Source organism: Amycolatopsis arida (genome assembly GCF_900115565.1).
Taxonomy (GTDB): domain Bacteria; phylum Actinomycetota; class Actinomycetes; order Mycobacteriales; family Pseudonocardiaceae; genus Yuhushiella; species Yuhushiella arida.
Genome location: NZ_FOWW01000006.1, coordinates 162,661 through 178,533 on the forward strand (window position 1 = coordinate 162,661; position 15,873 = coordinate 178,533).

A 15,873-nucleotide genomic window follows, 5' to 3' on the forward strand; every position below is an offset into this window, starting at 1 on the left:
GGTCGGGCCGGGCTCGTGCCGCCCTCCGGCCGGTTCCGGCCCGCCCACGGGCGCGACGGTGACCAGGCGCCTGGGCCAAGCCCGGCGAGTGCCAACTCGCGGACAGGACGAGCCTTGCCCTCGTGGGCAGATGATGCGGGTCGCCCCCACGGGGCCCGCGATTCGTCGCATCAGATCTTCCCCTCCTTTCTCCCGGCCGGTCAGGCGGCTCCCGGGTTCACCCCCGCCGCCGGCAGCCCGGGCAACGCCATCACCGCGCCCTCCCGCTGACGTGAAGCCGGAACACGTGGAGACCGCCACCGAGCGCCGGGGCAACCCTTGGCCGGCCCGTCGAGGAACCGCCAGGCCGCACCGAGCGCGGACACGACGAGCCGTGCCGTCGCGGGCGCATGACGCGGGCCGCCCGCACAGGGTTCACCGGTTCGTCGCGTCAGTTCTCTCCCCCTTCCCCGCGACCGGTCACCACAGCTCATGGCTCGCCCCGCCGCCGGCGGTCCAGGTAACACCTTCACCCCGCCCTCCCGCTGACGTGAATCTGGAACACCCGCGGAGCACCACTGAGCGGCGGTTCGGCCCTTCGCGGCCCACCGAGGAGCCATGTGGGGGTACCGAGCACGGCAAGGACGAACCGTGCCATCGCGAACAGATGCCGCGGGCCACCCGCGCGGGGGCTTGCGGTGCATGCATCGGTTCTCCCCGGTCTCGGGCGGCCAGGGCTCCTGGCTCGCCCGCCGGCAGTGACTCGGCGACGCCGTAACCCGCCCTCCCGGTGACCTGGAGCGCCAGGACGCCTACGGACCACTTCCGAGCGTGAGATCAACTCCTCTTGCTCCCCCAGAGGAACCACGTGTAGCGCACCGAGCACGAACCCGTGCCGTCGCGGGCGGAGAACGCGGTCCATCCGCACAATCCCGGAGGCGTGCATCGGTTCTCTCCCCTCCTTGTCTCACGAGCGCCCATGCCTTGTCCGGTAGCGGCGACTCGGGCAACGTGACCCGCCTTCCAGCGACATGGACCACCACCGAGCCCGGGAGCAACGCTTCCCGTCCCCTCGGGGAACCGCGTCGAGTGCACGCCGAGCACGGGCAGGGCGAGCCGTGCGTGGTGGGCGGAGGACGCCGGGCGCCCCACCAGGCTCGCGGTGCAGGACATCGGTTCTCCGCTCTTCCTGGGTCACGGCCGGTCAGCGCAACTCGTGGCTCGTCCCGTTGCCAGCGGCTCGGGCAACGCCGTGACCGGCCCTCGCCGTGAGGTGGAATCCGGGACGCCCGCGGCCCCCAGCCGAACGCCGGTTTGGCTCATCTCCTCCTGCCGAGGAGCCGAGTGCACCAACCGGGAGGCCGCGTACCGGCTCGTCGGGGGACGCTCGGCCGCGGGGTCACGAAACCTCCGTTCCGCCGGCGGGCGCCGGGTTCGGTGGCGGCAGGCCGTCCGGTGCCGGCGGGAGGATCGGCACGTCGTCGTGAGCCGCAATCGTGGCGAGCTTCTCCCGGGGAATGCCCAACCCGATGGAGCGGCGCAGCAGGTCGGCGAGCGTGTGCCCGGGATCGGCCTCCAGCGCGACGTCCAGGGCGACCACGGCGAGAGTTCCCTCGCCGCGCAGGTAGGCCGAGAACGCGAGCAGGCAGGCGGGCGCGGCCCGCTCCGGCGCCGGTGTCTCGCGGACCAACCGCAGCCACAGTCGCTCCGCGGCGACCGCGTCGGAACCGCCCGGCGGCAACGCCGTCCTCAAACAGGCGTCCCGTACCCGCTCGTCGGACAGCGCCAGGGCCAGCCGGACGACCTGGTCGTCGGTGAGGTCGATGTCCCCTCCGCGGGCCCGGGCCAACGCGGCCAGCACGTCACGGCACATCTCCCGAGGCAGGGTCTCCGGACGGCTGATGTCCGGAGACGCGCCGTCGACGTCGCCGGACGCCGCCATGTCGTGCCGCTCGCCGCCCGCCCGCTCGCCCGTGCTGGGCTCCACCCGCCGGCGCCGAGCGGGAGGCGGCGGCGTCCGACGGCCGCGGGTGACAGCCGAGGCCGGCGGGTCGAGTAGAGCTTTCGGACGGACCTCGTCGCCAACGGTGTCCCCGGCGGGCGGTAGGCCGTCGATCACGGCATCGAGCAACGCGGCTCTGCGGGCGAGCACGCCGGCGTCCCCCGGTGCGAGCAACCTCGCCCACTCGTCCCTGGTCGCGAACGTGACCCGACCCGCACCGGTCAGCGTCGCGGCCATGACCGAACTGTCGGGATCGGGCAGCACGCCCCCGCAGCCCGCGTGCCTGAAGCAGTCGAACGCTACGCCGGCCCGGATCTCCGGAACCCAGAGCGCGTGGTGGACCGGTCGGCCGACCCGGCAGCAGGCTTCGGCCAGTGCGGTGATCAGCGCCTGGTGCGCCGGTGGCGCGGCGAGGAGGTGCCCGGCAATCTCCTCGCGGGCGCCGCCCTGCCCGGTCGGGATCTCCCGTTCCGAGGGGTTGGGCACGCCACCGACGACCAGCACGGTGACGCCCACCGCCGGCTCGGCGACAAGGGATGGCAGCAGCACGCCCACCACGTCGCGTTCCCGGCCCGGCGGTGGCAGGTCAGCGCGCAGGACCACGCCCACCCGGTCACCGTGGAGACCCCGGTGCGTGACGAGCACGACCGAGTCGGTGGGGCGGAATCCCAGCAGGTACGGGACCGCGGCGACGAGACGCTCCGGCGGCCGCAGATCGATGGCGGGCGGTTGGGTCGGGGTGGGGGTGGTCATGAATCCACGATGCGGTGGCACGGGTGGGCGGGGAAGGGGCGCGGGAAATCTGTGGATCACGGACGGGTGATGTGGACAGGTGGGTGGCATTCGGGTGAAACGGAGGAAGAAGTGTCGGGGGTGGGGGTAGGGCGCGCGGATCAGCGGTCACCGCCAACTCCGGGGATGGCGGTCAGTTCGGCTCCGGGCTGATGGACATCGGCGTTCCGGCCTGGTGAGCATCAGCTCTCCGGATGGGTGGGGCAGTTCACGCGTCCGGGCGTGCCGGCGAGTGTGGATCACCTGGTGCCGAGCCTCGCGCCGGTTCGGCTGCCGACACCGCCGCCGGGCCACCCCGCCGTGGGGGTCGGGTGGCGAGACCGCGTCGCTGACTCGGGTGTAGCCATCACCTCGCCCGATCCGACCGCAGGCACCGCCATCAGCCCACCTGACCCATGGACAGCCGAACGACCAGACGGCACCGCCGACTCGCCCGCAATCACCACCTGGACGGAACCGACCGCAGGCACCGCTGGCCGAGGAACGGCGCCATGGGGTGCGCGGCGTCGCCGAGCAGCACGACGGGGTACCGCCATCGGCCCACCTCCCCCGTCGTGAGCCAGCAGCCGGACGGCATCGCCCTCCCGCCTACAGCCGCCACCTCGCCTGACTTGGCGACATGTGCGGCCCGGCCGCTCGTCCCGTGGCACACCACCCGTGGCAGGTCGAGCGACGGGGGCACCGCGACAAACACTGATTGTCGACAAGTGGGTGTGGCGCCACTCCTCTCAGTGAACGGTAGCCACTCCACCAGGCGATGGCACGAGGTGGAACGTCTCGGGTAGGCCGGCGGGCCCGCCCATGGCACAGGCAGGCGAGAAAGGTTGTTGACCGCTTAGTCAAGTATTTCTAGGCTGTCCGCATGGGCCGCACCTCCGACGCCCGCGAGCGCATCGTCCGCGCCGCCGCGCGGCTGTTCCTCACGGCCAGCTACGAGTCCGTCGGCGTCGAGGACGTGTGCCTGGCCGCCGACGTGCGGAAAGGCAGCTTCTACCACTACTTCCGCTCCAAGGCCGACCTCGCGCTCGCCGTGATCGACTTCCACGCCACCGCGCTGGACGAGCGCATGACGCGGGCCGCCACCACCCCGGACCCCGCCGCCGCGCTGGTCGCGGTCGCCAGGACGATCGGCGAGATCCAGACCGGCTTCGAGCTCCGGTTCGGCCACGTCGTCGGCTGCCCGTTCGGCAACCTCGCCGCCGAGCTGTCCACCGCCGACGACGCCGTCCGCATCCGGCTCGCCCGGGTCTTCACCGACTGGCGACGCCAGATCGCCCTGGCCTGCCACCGCGCCGCGGGGCACGGCCTGCTCCGCCCCGGCACCGACCCGGAACGCCTCGCCCGCGCCCTGCTCGCCCAGGCACAGGGCGCCATCCTGCTGGCGAAGGTCGACGGCTCCCCGGCCCGAGACATCGCCGACGCGCTCCACGACCTGATCGCCGCCCACCTGAGCCAGGGCCGGAACAGTGGCCGGAACAGTGGCCTGAACGAAGGAGCCCCGACATGACCGAAGTGGATTTTCACTTCGACCCCATGTGCCCGTTCGCCTACGCCACCTCACGGTGGATCCGCGCGGTCCGTGAACACACCGACCTCACCGTCCACTGGCGGTTCTTCAGTCTCGAAGAGGTCAACCGCGCCGACGGCAAGAAACACCCGTGGCAACGTCCCTGGTCCTCCGGCTGGTCACTGATGCGCATCGGCGCGCTGCTCCGCCGCCGGGACATGGCCCTGCTCGACGCCTGGTACGCGGCGATCGGCCGGACCCTGCACGTCGAGGGGGGCAAGCCGCACGACCCCGACGTCGCGCGCCGGCTCCTCGACGAGATCGGCGCCGGCGCCGCCGTTCTGGACGAGGCTCTCGCCGACCCCACCACCCACGACGACGTCCGGGACGACCACAACCGCGTGGTGGCCGCCGGCGGGTTCGGCGTGCCGACCCTGGTCTTCCCCGACGGCGATCACCTCTTCGGCCCCGTGCTGATCGACCCGCCGACCGGCCCCGCCGCGCTGCGCCTGTGGCAGGTCGTCACCGGCTTCCTCGAGTTCCCCCACCTGTACGAGCTGCAACGCCCCAAGAGCGCTTGCGACCAGGCCGCCATCGCCGACGCCCTCGAGCCCTACCTCCGCGGCCGCGACTGGGTGAGCGTCGACCGCGGCCGGGTGCTCTCCTTCGCCACCCCCACCAGGAACACCGAGAACGGAGACCGCGCGTGACCACCTCCATCCCGAAGCAGCCACTGGTGTCCGTTCTGGACGAGCAGTGGACCGCGCTGGCCGACCTCATGGCGGAGCTGCCCGAACCCGCCTGGTCGACCCCGACCGACCTGCCCGGATGGTCGGTGCGCGACGTGTTCGCCCACGTCCTGGGCACGGAGGCGGTGCTCGACGGCGAGCCCACCCCCGACCCCGGCGTCGACGTCGCCGCGCTGCCGCACGTGCACAACCCCATCGGTGAGGCCAACGAACGCTGGGTCCGCGCCCTCCGCCAGCAGCCCCCGAGCCAGGTCCTCGCCCGGTTCGCCGAGGTCACCGACCGCCGCCGCGCCGCGCTCGCCGCCATGTCGCAGGAGGAGTTCGACGGACCGAGCTGGACCCCGGCCGGCCAGGCCACCTATGGCCGGTTCATGCAGATCCGGGTGTTCGACTGCTGGATGCACGAGCAGGACATCCGGGCGGCGACCCGGCGACCCGGCGGCGACGACGCGACCCGCGCCGAGGTTGCGCTGGACGAGATCGACCGCGCCCTCGGCTACATCGTCGGCAAGTTGGCCGGTGCGCCGCGGGGCAGCTCGGTGACCTTCGCGCTCACCGGTCCGCGCCCCCGCGACCGGCACGTCCTCGTCGACGGCAGGGCCGCCGTCGTGCCCGAGCTGCCGGCGCCGGCCACCACCACGCTGCGGCTCCCGGCCGTCCTGTTCGCCCGGCTCGCCGGCGGCCGGGTGCGTTCCGACACCCACCGCGACGAGATCGCCGTCACCGGGGACACCGCGCTCGCCGAGCGGGTACTGGCCAACCTCGCCTACACCCTGTGAGCGGTCAGAACGCCGCCCACAGCGCCCGGGTGCCGCCCACCACCGGCAGCGTCACCGACGTGCGGGTGAGGTCGATCGCCAACCCGGTGCCCGGCTTGGGCCGCAGCGTGAAGTCGTGGTCGCTGGAGGCGAGCACGAACTCCAACCGGTGCCCGGCGGGAAGCACGTAGTCGTCGGGCTGCAGCTCGAACGTCACCCGGTAGGTCTTGCCCGGTGTGATCGGCAGGGTGTGCGCCGGGCTGATCCGGTTCTGCGGGTCGGTCCAGCCCCGGGTGATCACCGTGGAGCTGCCGTCGGGCGCGCGGTCGACCAACACGCCGGTGATGTTGGCGGCCGGCCGGTCGAACGAGATCGCCAGGCTCACCTTCGCCGTGCCGCTCAACCGCACGGGCCGGGTGGCCGGGCCGGTGGCATAGGCCAACCGGTGTGCCGACCGCGGTTGGTCGACCAGCTCCTCGATGGTCTTGGTGGCATCGTCGGTCAGTCGCTCCACCGTGGGCCAACCCGGTACCGGGTGCCGGACGTCCAGGCCACCCCGCGCCGAACCCCCCGGCCGCGGGTACAACCGCGCGTCCGCGGTGCCCGGCGCCGGCCAGTCGGCCTCGTCGGTCCACGACTTGTCCTCGCGCTGCACGGTGGCCTTCGGCTCGCGCTCGACGCCGTTGTCCTGCCCGTAGAGGTAGTGCGAGAACCAACGGTTCACTGTGGACAGCCACGCGTCGCGGCGCAGCGAGAGCGGATCGACGTGGCCGGACTGGTGCAGCCAGATCTTGTGCTCGACACCCCGCTTGCGCAGCGCCTCGTACCACTTCGCCACCTGGCTCATCGTGACGTTCCAGTCGTTGAGCCCGTGCACGGCGAGCACCGACGCGCGGACCTTGCCGACGTCGGCGAGGTAGTTGCGCTCGTGCCAGAACCCGCTGTAGTCGCCGGTGAGCCGGTCCTGCTCGGCGGTGAGCCGGTCGATCACCGGGCGGCAGACCTGCCGGTCGGCGCGGGTGTAGACGTACTCGGCGAGCACATCGGTGTCCTCGCCCTGGTAGCCGCCCGGCGCCACGACCGCGCCGTCCTCCCGGTAGTAGTCGTACCACGAGGAGATCGCGGCGATCGGCACGATCGTCTCCAGCCCCTCGACCCCGGTGCTGGCCACCGCGTTCGGCAGCGTTCCGTTGTACGACACGCCCATCATCGCGGTCTTGCCGGTGGTCCAGCCGGCGGTCACCGGCGCGCCTCCGGCGTCCCGGGCCGGCGCGCGCCCGTTGAGCCAGTCGACCACGGCCTTCGCCCCGAGCGTCTCGTTCCGCCCGCCACTGGTCGGGCAGCCGGTGGACTGGCCGCTGCCCAGCGACTCGCCGTAGACCACGGCGAAGCCGCGGGCGGTGAGGTACTGCTCGTAGCGCCAGGTGATCTGCGCGGCGTCCTGCGGCCCGGCCAGCCCCACCACCGACGCCGGCGTTCCGTTGTCGTCCCTCGGCTTCTTCCGCCCCGGCACGTACAGCTCGCGGTCGACGTCGTGCATGGTGATGTCGTTGCCGCCGGCGTAGTACGGGCTGGCCTGGTAGACCACCGGCACCCGCAGCCCCCGCTCGGTCGCCCGTGGCCGGACCACCTCGACGTGGACCAGGTCGTCGGCACCGTCCGCGTCGCTGTCCACCGGCGCGGTGACCCAGGCGTGCTCGCGCACCACGTCGGCGGGGTCGAACACCGGTTGGGCCTCGCCGTCGACGAACACCGGTCCCTGTGGCGGGTCGGCGTGCGCGGCGACGGCGGTCAGTGGCAGCACCACGACGGCGGTGCACAGGGCGGCGAGGCGAGCGGTGGCTCTCACGCGGTCCCCCAGTCTGGGTCGGAGCGGGTAGACGTCGACGTACCCTGACCGGAGACCCCCGTGGTGTCAAGGAGTTCGGCTGGTTGCCCGACGAACGGCGGCTCCGGCTACTACCGTCGGCGGCATGCCCACCGTGTTGGACGCCCCGATCGTCGCCGTCACCGTCTACCCCCGGCACGCGCGGATCACCCGGCGCGGGCGGGCCCGCCTGGCCGGCGACCCCCGGCTGGTGCTCGGCGACCTGCCGCTCGGGATCGTGCCCGACTCCGTCCGGGTCGCCGGGCGCGGACCGGCGACGGTCGTCGGCGTGGAGCTGGCCCGGCAGGTGCGCGCCGAGCCGGCCGACCCCGAGCTGGCGGCCCTGGTCGAACGGCAACGCACCGTGAAACGGCGACTGGCGGAGATCGGCGACGCGCGGACCGTGGAGACCACCCGCGCGGAGCTGCTCGACGCGCTGGCCCGCCGCGCGGGCGGCGCGCTCGCCACGGCGCTGGCCCGTGGGTCGGCCGAACCGGATCGGGTCGCGCACATCGGGGAGGCCGTCACCGGGCAGCTCGGCGCGACCCTCGCCCGGCAGCGCGACCTCGCCGAGCGCCACGCCCGCCTCACCGAGGAGCTCGACGCCGCCGCGCGGGCGGTGCGCGACCGGGAGGCCGAGCACGGGCCGGACCGCACGGCGGTGACCGTCGAGCTGGCCCCGGAGCGGGCCGGGCACGACGACCCCGAAGTCGAGCTCGAGGTGTCCTATGTGGTCACCGAGGCCGGTTGGGAGTCCGGCTACGACCTCCGGCTGCGCGGCGAGCGGCTCGCGCTGATCTGGCACGGCATCGTCCACCAGCGCACCGGCGAGGACTGGCCGGAGTGCCCGCTGACCCTGTCCACCGCGCGCCCCGCTGCCGGCGTGTCCGTGCCCGAGCTGGCCCCGTGGTTCCTCGACCGCGCCCGCCCCGCGCCCCCGCCGCAGGGCCGGGGCGGCTCCTCCACGCTCGCCATGCCGGCCGGCGGCGGCGCGCCCGAGATGGCGGTGGCGACCGCCGAGGCCGAGCACGGCGCCACGGTGTCCACCTACCGGCCGACCCGCCCGGTGGCCGTGCCGGCCGACGGCCGCCCGTACCGCACGACGATCGCCGAGCTCGCGCTGACCGCCACGCTGGACCACGTCGCCGCACCGGTCCGCGACGACCACGCCTACCTGCGCGCGGTGGTCACCAACGGCTCCCCGCACACCCTGCGGCCGGGCCGGGCCGCGCTGTTCCACGACACCGAGTTCGTGGGCACCACCAGCCTGCCCACCTGGGCACCCGGCGCGGAGGTCGAGCTCGCGCTCGGGATCGACGACCGGATCCAGGTGGAGCGCGAGCTGGTCCGCCGCACCGCCGGCAGGGGCCCGCTGTCCGGTGCCCGGCGACGCGAGGTCGGCTACCGGATCACCGTCGCCAACCACCGACCCACACCGGCCACCGTGACTGTGCTCGACCAGGTGCCGGTGTCGCGCGACGACGCCGTCGTCGTGCGCGACGTGCACGCCCACCCGGAGCCGGACGAGCGGTCCGACCTCGGCGAGCTGACCTGGCGGCTGGAACTCGCGCCCGGCGCCGACGCCGAGATCATCCTGTCGTTCCGGGTGGACGTGGGCAAGGGCGTCGAGCTCGCCGGCTGGCGGGAGTAGGGCGAATCCGATCCATTCGTCTCCCAGCGGCGGCAGCCGCGTCCTGCGCGGCACGCACCTCGCACCGCTACCCGCACCGCCACGGGAAACAAGTCCAGAACACTCTCACCCCTGGGAGATGTAGGCCTGGAGCTGTTCCCGGCTCTGCTCGAGCTCGTCCATCCTGGCCTTCACCACGTCCCCGATGCTGACGATGCCGGCCAGCTTCCCGTCGACGAGCACCGGGACGTGCCGGATCCGCCGCTGCGTCATCACCGCGCTCAGGTCGTCCACCGAGTCCTCGGGACCGCAGGTGGCGACGACCTTCGTCATGATCTCCGACACCGGGCGCCCCAACAGCTGCGCGCCCCGCTCGTGCAGCCGCCGCACCACGTCCCGCTCGGACACGATTCCCGCGACGCCGTCGCCGCCGGCGACCACCAGCGCGCCCACGTTGTGCTCGGCCAGCCGGCCGAGCAGCTCGGCCACGGTGGCGTCCGGATCCACCGTCGCCACGAACGTCCCCTTGCTCCGCAACACGTCGGCGATCCGCATGCGTTCTCCTCCCGACCCGGTGAGCTGACTCACATCAGGCTAGCGGTCGGGGCGGGGCCCGGGAAAGCCGTTGATCGCCTAGCGGACCTGGTCCTCCGGCGCGGTGAAGGTGTTGCAGGACCCGGTGCTGAAGGACCGGAATCCGATCTCCGCCCACCGGACCTGGTTGGCCAGCGTGCCGTGGGTGTCGCTGTCCCCGGAGTTCGCGAAGTCGTCGACCGCCTCCCGAGCCTGCCGCATGGTGAGCGAGCCCTGGCCGGCGGCGCTCCTCAGGAACAGCCCGGCGAAGCAGTTGGCCTGCAACTCCACCTTGCGGGTCAGCGCCTTCACCTCGGGGCCGTCCTCCTCGGCGTCGGCCAGCTCGTCCTGCACCGCGTACATGATCCCGCTCAACGTCTGCACGTGGTGGGCGTACTCGTGGGCGAGTACGGCCAGGTGCGAGGCGGGGTTGGTGCCCACCGTGTCGAGCAGCCGGTCCTCGGGCATGTAGATGACCTCGTCCCAACCACAGTAGAACGCGGTGGCCTCCTCGGCGGTGGGTGTCTCGCCGCACTCGGTGCTCGCGTCGGCCGCGATGTCCAGCCGCGGCGAGGCGAACGGCTGGTTCACCGCGGCCAGTGCCGGCCGCCACACCTCGTCCAGGCAGGCCACGCCGGCGGTGTAGAACGCGCGCAGCTGATCCGCGGCGCGGCCGAGCTCGGGCAGGTCGCAGGCCACCTTCGGCAGCTCCACGTCCGCGGCGAGCAACGGGTTCGTGCCGAGCGCGCGGACAGGGGCGGCCACCGCGGAGGTGCTGCTCGACGGGCTCGCGCTCGCGGCGACCCCGGGCAGCGCGATCGGCGTGCCGCCGACCGTCCCACCGGCCCGGCCCACCAGCACCACGGTGGCGACCACGGCGAGCACCAGCAGCGCGGTGCCGAGCAGGGCCCACGGCGAGTTGCGGGGTGGCGCGGCCATGCCCGGTGGCGACCCGTAGTCGGCACCGGCCGGCACGGTGTCATCCGGCGGGTCACTCGGCGCCGTGCCGGGCGACGGCGGGGGCTGCGCCGGCGGTTCCTCGCGCCTGCCCTCCTCGGCTGTGTCCACGGTCTCCTCCCCCACCTGCGATCCTCCCCCGGCTCGCGGCGAAGGCCAGCATATCCAGGGGTCTTCCCCTCCGGATCACGAAACGAGAACTCCTCCCGCGCCGGCACCCGTCGGGAATGGGCCAGACTGGGGGAATGACCGACACCGATCCCTACCTCTGGCTGGAGGACGTCACCGACGAGCGGGCCCTCGACTGGGTACGGGCACGCAACGCGGAGACCACCGCCGAGCTGGCCGACCGGCCCCGGTTCGGGCGGCTGCGGGACGAGATCCGCGAGGTGCTCGACGCCGACGACCGCATCCCCTATGTCCGGCGGCGGGGCGAGCTGCTCTACAACTTCTGGCGGGACGCGGCGCGCCCGCGCGGGGTGTGGCGGCGCACCACGCTGGCCGAGTACCGGACGCCGCGGCCGGACTGGGAGGTGCTGCTCGACGTCGACGCCCTCGCCGAGCGGGAGGGCGAGAACTGGGTGTGGCAGGGCGCCACCGTCCGCTACCCGGGCTATTCGCGCGCACTGGTGGAGCTGTCCCGGGGCGGCGCCGACGCCACCGTGGTCCGCGAGTTCGACCTCGATCGGCGGGAGTTCGTCCCCGACGGCTTCACGCTGCCCGAGGCGAAGAGCTCGGTCACCTGGATCGACGAGGACCGGATCTACGTCGGCACGGACGTCGGGCCTGGGTCGCTGACCTCCTCCGGCTACCCGCGGCTGGTCAAGGAGTGGCGGCGCGGCACGCCGCTGGCCGACGCCGAGACGGTGTTCGAGGGCAAGGCGGACGACGTGGCCGTGTACGGGCTGTACGACCCCACCGAGGGGTTCGAGCGGCACATGGTCCACCGCAGCATCGACTTCTACCGGGCCGAGCGCTACCTGCGGACCGCCGAGGGGCTGGTCCGGCTGGACGTCCCCGACGACGCGCGGACGTCGGTGCACCGCGAGTGGCTGCTGGTGCGGACGCGGTCGCCGTGGGCGGTCGGGGGCACCGAGCACCCGGCGGGTGCGCTGCTGGCGGCCCGGCTCGACGAGTTCCTGGCCGGCCGGCACCGCTGGGACGTGCTGTTCGAGCCCGACGAGCACACATCGCTGGACTACCACGCGTGGACCCGGCACCACCTCGTCGTCGGCACGCTGTCCGACGTGCGGACCCGGCTGCGGGTACTCACCCCCACCGGGGACGGCTGGCGCGACGAGCCACTCTCCGGGGTCGGCGAGCGGGCCGCCACGATCGAGCTGGTGGACACCGACCCGCGGCACACCGACGAGCTGCTGCTCAGCACCAGCGGGTTCACCGAGCCGGCCACCCTCGTCCGCGGCGAGGTCGGCCAGGACACGGAGGTGCTCAAGCGGGCGCCGGCGTTCTTCCCGGCCGACGGCCTCACCGTCGACCAGCACGTCGCGACCTCGACGGACGGCACGAAGGTGCCGTACTTCGTGGTCGGCCGTCCCGGGTCCGGGCCGGGGCCGACGTTGCTCACCGGCTACGGCGGGTTCGAGGTGTCGCTCACCCCGTCGTACAGCGGTGTGATCGGCCGCGGCTGGCTGGCCCGCGGCGGCACCTACGTGGTCGCCAACCTCCGCGGCGGCGGTGAGTACGGCCCCCGGTGGCACAGCGAGGCGGTCCGGGCCGACCGGCACCGGGTGTACGAGGACTTCGCCGCGATCGCGAGGGACCTCGTCGAGCGCGGGATCACCACCCCGGAGCGACTGGGCATCCAGGGCGGCAGCAACGGCGGTCTGCTGATGGGCGTCATGCTGACCCGCCACCCCGAGCTGTTCGGCGCGATCGTCAGCCAGGTGCCGCTGCTGGACATGCGCCGCTACCATCGGTTGCTGGCCGGCGCGTCGTGGATGGCCGAGTACGGCGACCCCGACGACGAGGCGGACTGGGCTCACCTGCGGGAGTTCTCGCCCTACCACCAGGTGCGGGCCGGGCGGGACTACCCTCCGGTGCTGTTCGTGACCTCCACCAGGGACGACCGGGTGCACCCGGCGCACGCGCGGAAGATGGTCGCCCGGATGCGCGAGCTGGGGTACGGGCCGGACCGGGTGCGCTACCACGAGAACATCGAGGGCGGCCATGGGGCGGCGGCGGACAACGCGCAGCTCGCCGTCAAGTGGGCGCTGGTGTTCGAGTTCCTGTGGTCCCAGCTCGGTTGACGCCCTCAGCGGGGTGATCAGCCCCAGCAGCCGCAGCCGGCGACCGCCGGCGGTGGCCCGAGGGGCTCGCGTGCCGCCTCCCTGATGTCGGCCAGCACCCGCCGCCGCTCCTCCGGTGAGAGGTAGCGGCCGCGCAGTACCACGGCGTGCACCCGCCGGGTGTTGCGGATGTCGGCGAGCGGGTCGGCGTCGAGCACCACCAGATCCGCGCTCGCACCCGGGGTGATGGTGCCGGTGGTGTGCGCGAGGCCGAGGAACCGGGCCGCGTCGAGGGTGGCCGCGCGCAACGCCCGCGCCGGGGACAGCCCGGCCTCGACCAGGAGATCCAGCTCGTCGTGCAGGCCGAAACCGGGGAAGCAGAACGGGTTGTTGGCGTCGGTGCCGGCGAGCAGGCCGACGCCCGCCCGGTCCAGCGTGCCGACCAGCCGCCGCTGGGCGGCGAAGAAGGCACGTCGCTCGGCGATCTGCTCGGGCGTGCCGGGCGCGGTGCTCTCGAGCTGCCGCCACCAGTAGTCCACGATGGTGGGCGGTAAGTAGGCCAGCCGCTCGTCGTCCGGGTCGAACGCCGCGACCGGCAGCGACAGGGACCGCAGCACGGTGAGGGTCGGTGACTGCCACGTCCCGTTGCGGCGCAGCCGGGCGAACAGTGCGTCCGCCTTGGCCGGGTCGTAGCCGGCCACCGCCGTCCCTTCCAGCCTCCTGGCCCGGAGGAACCACTCGATCGGCCGCTCGGGGTCCACCGGTTCCCTGGTGATCTCGACGCGGATCCGGTCCTCGTCGGCGGAGGTGGCGAGGAACATCCCGAAGAGGTGTTCGATGCTGCGCAGGCCCTGGTCGCTGGCCTCGCCCGCGGAGACCCGCTCCGGCACGTGCCCGACGACGGGGAGCCGCTGCCGCCGGGCCTCGGCCGCGACCGCCGCGAACGTCTCCGCACCGAGGAACGAGTAGGCCTTCACGAAGTCGGCGCCCCGCGCGGCGGCGGCGCGGACGGCCGCTCGGGCCTCGTCGGGGGTGGCGACCTGGGCGGCGCCGGTCGGTGCGTGGATCGAGTGCGGTCCGTCGATGATCGTGCTGGCGATGACCATCCGCGGGCCCAGCACCTCGCCGCGGTCGATGCGCTCGCGCAGGTCGTGCAGCGCGGGGTGGAAGTAGCCGTACATCTCGCGCACACCGGTCACCCCGTTGACGACGTACAGCGGCGGGTACACCCGGTCCAGCGGGACGGAGTGCACGTGCATGTCCCACAGGCCGGGGATCAGGTACTTGCCGGGCAACCGCAGCACCCGCGCGCCGGGCGGGAAGCCGCGTGCCGGGGTGTGGCCCACGGCGACGATCCGGTCGCCGACCAGGACCACGGTCGCCGGCCGCCCGGGCCGGCCGGTGCCGTCGATCACCGTGGCGCCGGTGAGGATGGTGATCTCCGCTCCGCCGGGCTCGGCCGCGGCGTCGAGCCCGGTGGTCAGCGTGCCGCCGGCGACGGTGAGTCCGGCCCCGCAGCGGGCCAGCCAGGTGAGGAACGCGCGGCGGTCGGTGGGCGAGTCCACGGCCATCGTCAGGTGACCCCCTTCGGTCGGCTACCCCCACTCTGCACCCTCGGGTAACGGAAGGGTCAAGCCCGCCTCGACGGGCTTCTCCTCAGCGTGTACTTTTTCTAGCAAAGTTGTTGGTGGACACGAGTTACGGGGGCGGTATGACGGAGAGCGCACAGGGCATGGACCCGGAGGGGACCCTGGCGGAGGTTCGACGGGTCCGGGAGCGGGCCCGCCGGCTGGCACACGGCGGGGCGTGGCTGACGGCCCTGCTGCTCGCCGCGTTGGTGCTGGGCAGCACCGCGTGGTACGAGGCGCCGTTCGGTGAGCCGGATCAGGACGGGTGGATCACGCACCCCTTCTGGGCCGGTTTGCCCAACGTCACCCGGAGCGAGGTGGGGCCGTACCTGTACTGGTTCCTCGGCATACCGCTGGTGGTGGCCGCCACGGGGGCGTGGTACCGGTGGCGCGGCGGCCGGGTCGGGATGCGGGTCGCCTGGCACTGGTACGTGGCGATCACCCTGGGCGCGCTGGCGTCGCTGGCGGTCGTGGCGGCCGTGCCCCGCACGCCCGACGGCGACCATCCCCCCGGCTGGGCGGGCCTGCTCACGCCGCTGATCGTGGTGGCGGTGGCGGCCGTGGCCTTGGGCGCGGTGGAGCGCAGCCCGGGGCTGATGGCCGGCGGGGTGTGGCTCGGCCTGATCACGGCGTGGCACAGCACGGCGGGAATGGGCGGGTTGTCCGGTGGGGCGACGTGGCTGCTCAACGGCGGCGACGGCGGGTCGGCCGACGGCGGCCAACTCACCCTGCTCGGGTTGCACCGGCCGGGGCCGGTCCTGCTGCTGATGGTGCTCCCGCTGGTGCTGGTCGCCGGCCGGCAGCTCTGGCGGACCCGCGGGGGCACGGCATGAGTGAGCACGAGGCGCCGCATCCCGCGCTGGCGCTGGACGAGACGACCCACCAACGGGTGCGGCTGGCGATACTGGCGGTACTGGCCGAGGCCACGGAGTGCACGTTCGCCGCGCTGCGCGACCAGTTGGAGCTGACCGACGGCAACCTCAGCCGGCACCTGCGGGTGCTCGAGGAGGCCGGGCTGGTGGAGCTGCGCAAGACGTTCGCCGAGCGGCGGCCCCGCACCTACCTCAGGCTCACCCGCGCGGGCCGCGCCGCGCTCCGCGCCCAACTCGACGCCATGGAGCAGCTGGTCCACCGCCTGCGCGACCGCACCGACGACTGAGCCGCCCCGCCAGTACTCCGGCCTGA

Annotated in this window: 12 protein-coding genes; 7 read left to right on the forward strand and 5 right to left on the reverse strand. The window is 73.5% G+C overall.

Annotation, left to right across the window (positions count from 1 at the left end; all coding sequences use genetic code 11):
• Window positions 1-1,378: 1,378 nt before the first annotated feature.
• The gene (locus BM051_RS29980; RefSeq protein ID WP_243859302.1) at window positions 1,379-2,734 is read right to left on the reverse strand and encodes a DUF4192 domain-containing protein; all 1,356 of its coding nucleotides are present in this window, start codon (window positions 2,732-2,734) and stop codon (window positions 1,379-1,381) included.
• Between the two features lie 901 nt (window positions 2,735-3,635).
• On the opposite strand from BM051_RS29980, the gene BM051_RS18395 reads away from it, so the two are divergent.
• Genes BM051_RS18395 through BM051_RS18405 form a run of 3 tightly spaced genes read left to right on the forward strand, consistent with a single transcriptional unit; the run spans window position 3,636 to window position 5,808 of the window.
• A complete protein-coding gene (locus tag BM051_RS18395) occupies window positions 3,636-4,280 on the forward strand; it encodes a TetR/AcrR family transcriptional regulator (protein ID WP_092531582.1) in 645 nt (214 codons plus the stop codon).
• Window positions 4,277-4,990: a DsbA family oxidoreductase gene (locus BM051_RS18400; RefSeq protein ID WP_092531585.1), complete on the forward strand. Its 714-nt coding sequence runs from the start codon at window positions 4,277-4,279 to the stop codon at window positions 4,988-4,990. Before BM051_RS18395 ends, BM051_RS18400 begins: the two co-directional genes overlap by 4 nt.
• Entirely contained in the window at window positions 4,987-5,808 is an 822-nt protein-coding gene (locus BM051_RS18405) for a maleylpyruvate isomerase family mycothiol-dependent enzyme (RefSeq protein ID WP_243859301.1), read from the forward strand. The genes BM051_RS18400 and BM051_RS18405 overlap by 4 nt, the downstream gene beginning before the upstream one ends.
• 4 nt (window positions 5,809-5,812) lie before the next feature.
• Here the strand turns inward: BM051_RS18405 and BM051_RS18410 are convergent, their stop codons facing one another.
• On the reverse strand, window positions 5,813-7,636 hold the full coding sequence (locus BM051_RS18410; protein ID WP_092531588.1) for a Xaa-Pro dipeptidyl-peptidase: 1,824 nt from the start codon (window positions 7,634-7,636) through the stop codon (window positions 5,813-5,815).
• 124 nt (window positions 7,637-7,760) lie between these two features.
• On the opposite strand from BM051_RS18410, the gene BM051_RS18415 reads away from it, so the two are divergent.
• Entirely contained in the window at window positions 7,761-9,305 is a 1,545-nt protein-coding gene (locus BM051_RS18415; protein WP_092531591.1) for a DUF4139 domain-containing protein, read from the forward strand.
• Between the two features lie 105 nt (window positions 9,306-9,410).
• Here the strand turns inward: BM051_RS18415 and BM051_RS18420 are convergent, their stop codons facing one another.
• Window positions 9,411-9,839: a CBS domain-containing protein gene (locus BM051_RS18420; RefSeq protein ID WP_092531594.1), complete on the reverse strand. Its 429-nt coding sequence runs from the start codon at window positions 9,837-9,839 to the stop codon at window positions 9,411-9,413.
• 78 nt (window positions 9,840-9,917) lie between these two features.
• Window positions 9,918-10,940, reverse strand: a complete 1,023-nt coding sequence (locus BM051_RS18425) for a neutral zinc metallopeptidase (protein ID WP_092531596.1) — start codon at window positions 10,938-10,940, stop codon at window positions 9,918-9,920.
• Window positions 10,941-11,059: 119 nt separating this feature from the next.
• On the opposite strand from BM051_RS18425, the gene BM051_RS18430 reads away from it, so the two are divergent.
• Window positions 11,060-13,081: a prolyl oligopeptidase family serine peptidase gene (locus BM051_RS18430; RefSeq protein WP_092531599.1), complete on the forward strand. Its 2,022-nt coding sequence runs from the start codon at window positions 11,060-11,062 to the stop codon at window positions 13,079-13,081.
• Window positions 13,082-13,098: 17 nt separating this feature from the next.
• Here BM051_RS18430 and BM051_RS18435 read toward each other — a convergent pair whose 3' ends face one another.
• The gene (locus BM051_RS18435) at window positions 13,099-14,631 is read right to left on the reverse strand and encodes an amidohydrolase family protein (RefSeq protein ID WP_092531602.1); all 1,533 of its coding nucleotides are present in this window, start codon (window positions 14,629-14,631) and stop codon (window positions 13,099-13,101) included.
• 140 nt (window positions 14,632-14,771) lie between these two features.
• Here BM051_RS18435 and BM051_RS18440 point away from each other — a divergent pair, with 140 nt between their 5' ends.
• Both BM051_RS18440 and BM051_RS18445 read left to right on the forward strand, forming a co-directional pair.
• Window positions 14,772-15,521: a hypothetical protein gene (locus BM051_RS18440; RefSeq protein WP_134045974.1), complete on the forward strand. Its 750-nt coding sequence runs from the start codon at window positions 14,772-14,774 to the stop codon at window positions 15,519-15,521.
• Window positions 15,518-15,847, forward strand: a complete 330-nt coding sequence (locus tag BM051_RS18445; RefSeq protein WP_092531608.1) for a winged helix-turn-helix domain-containing protein — start codon at window positions 15,518-15,520, stop codon at window positions 15,845-15,847. The genes BM051_RS18440 and BM051_RS18445 overlap by 4 nt, the downstream gene beginning before the upstream one ends.
• The last annotated feature ends 26 nt before the right edge of the window (window positions 15,848-15,873 follow it).

Excerpts from the sequence above, each read along its gene's own strand:
- BM051_RS29980 (WP_243859302.1), bottom strand. The coding sequence starts at position 2,734 with ATGACCACCCCCACCCCGACCCAACCGCCCGCCATCGATCTGCGGCCG.
- BM051_RS18395 (WP_092531582.1), top strand. The coding sequence starts at position 3,636 with ATGGGCCGCACCTCCGACGCCCGCGAGCGCATCGTCCGCGCCGCCGCG.
- BM051_RS18400 (WP_092531585.1), top strand. The coding sequence starts at position 4,277 with ATGACCGAAGTGGATTTTCACTTCGACCCCATGTGCCCGTTCGCCTAC.
- BM051_RS18415 (WP_092531591.1), top strand. The coding sequence starts at position 7,761 with ATGCCCACCGTGTTGGACGCCCCGATCGTCGCCGTCACCGTCTACCCC.
- BM051_RS18420 (WP_092531594.1), bottom strand. The coding sequence starts at position 9,839 with ATGCGGATCGCCGACGTGTTGCGGAGCAAGGGGACGTTCGTGGCGACG.
- BM051_RS18430 (WP_092531599.1), top strand. The coding sequence starts at position 11,060 with ATGACCGACACCGATCCCTACCTCTGGCTGGAGGACGTCACCGACGAG.
- BM051_RS18435 (WP_092531602.1), bottom strand. The coding sequence starts at position 14,631 with ATGGCCGTGGACTCGCCCACCGACCGCCGCGCGTTCCTCACCTGGCTG.
- BM051_RS18440 (WP_134045974.1), top strand. The coding sequence starts at position 14,772 with ATGACGGAGAGCGCACAGGGCATGGACCCGGAGGGGACCCTGGCGGAG.
- BM051_RS18445 (WP_092531608.1), top strand. The coding sequence starts at position 15,518 with ATGAGTGAGCACGAGGCGCCGCATCCCGCGCTGGCGCTGGACGAGACG.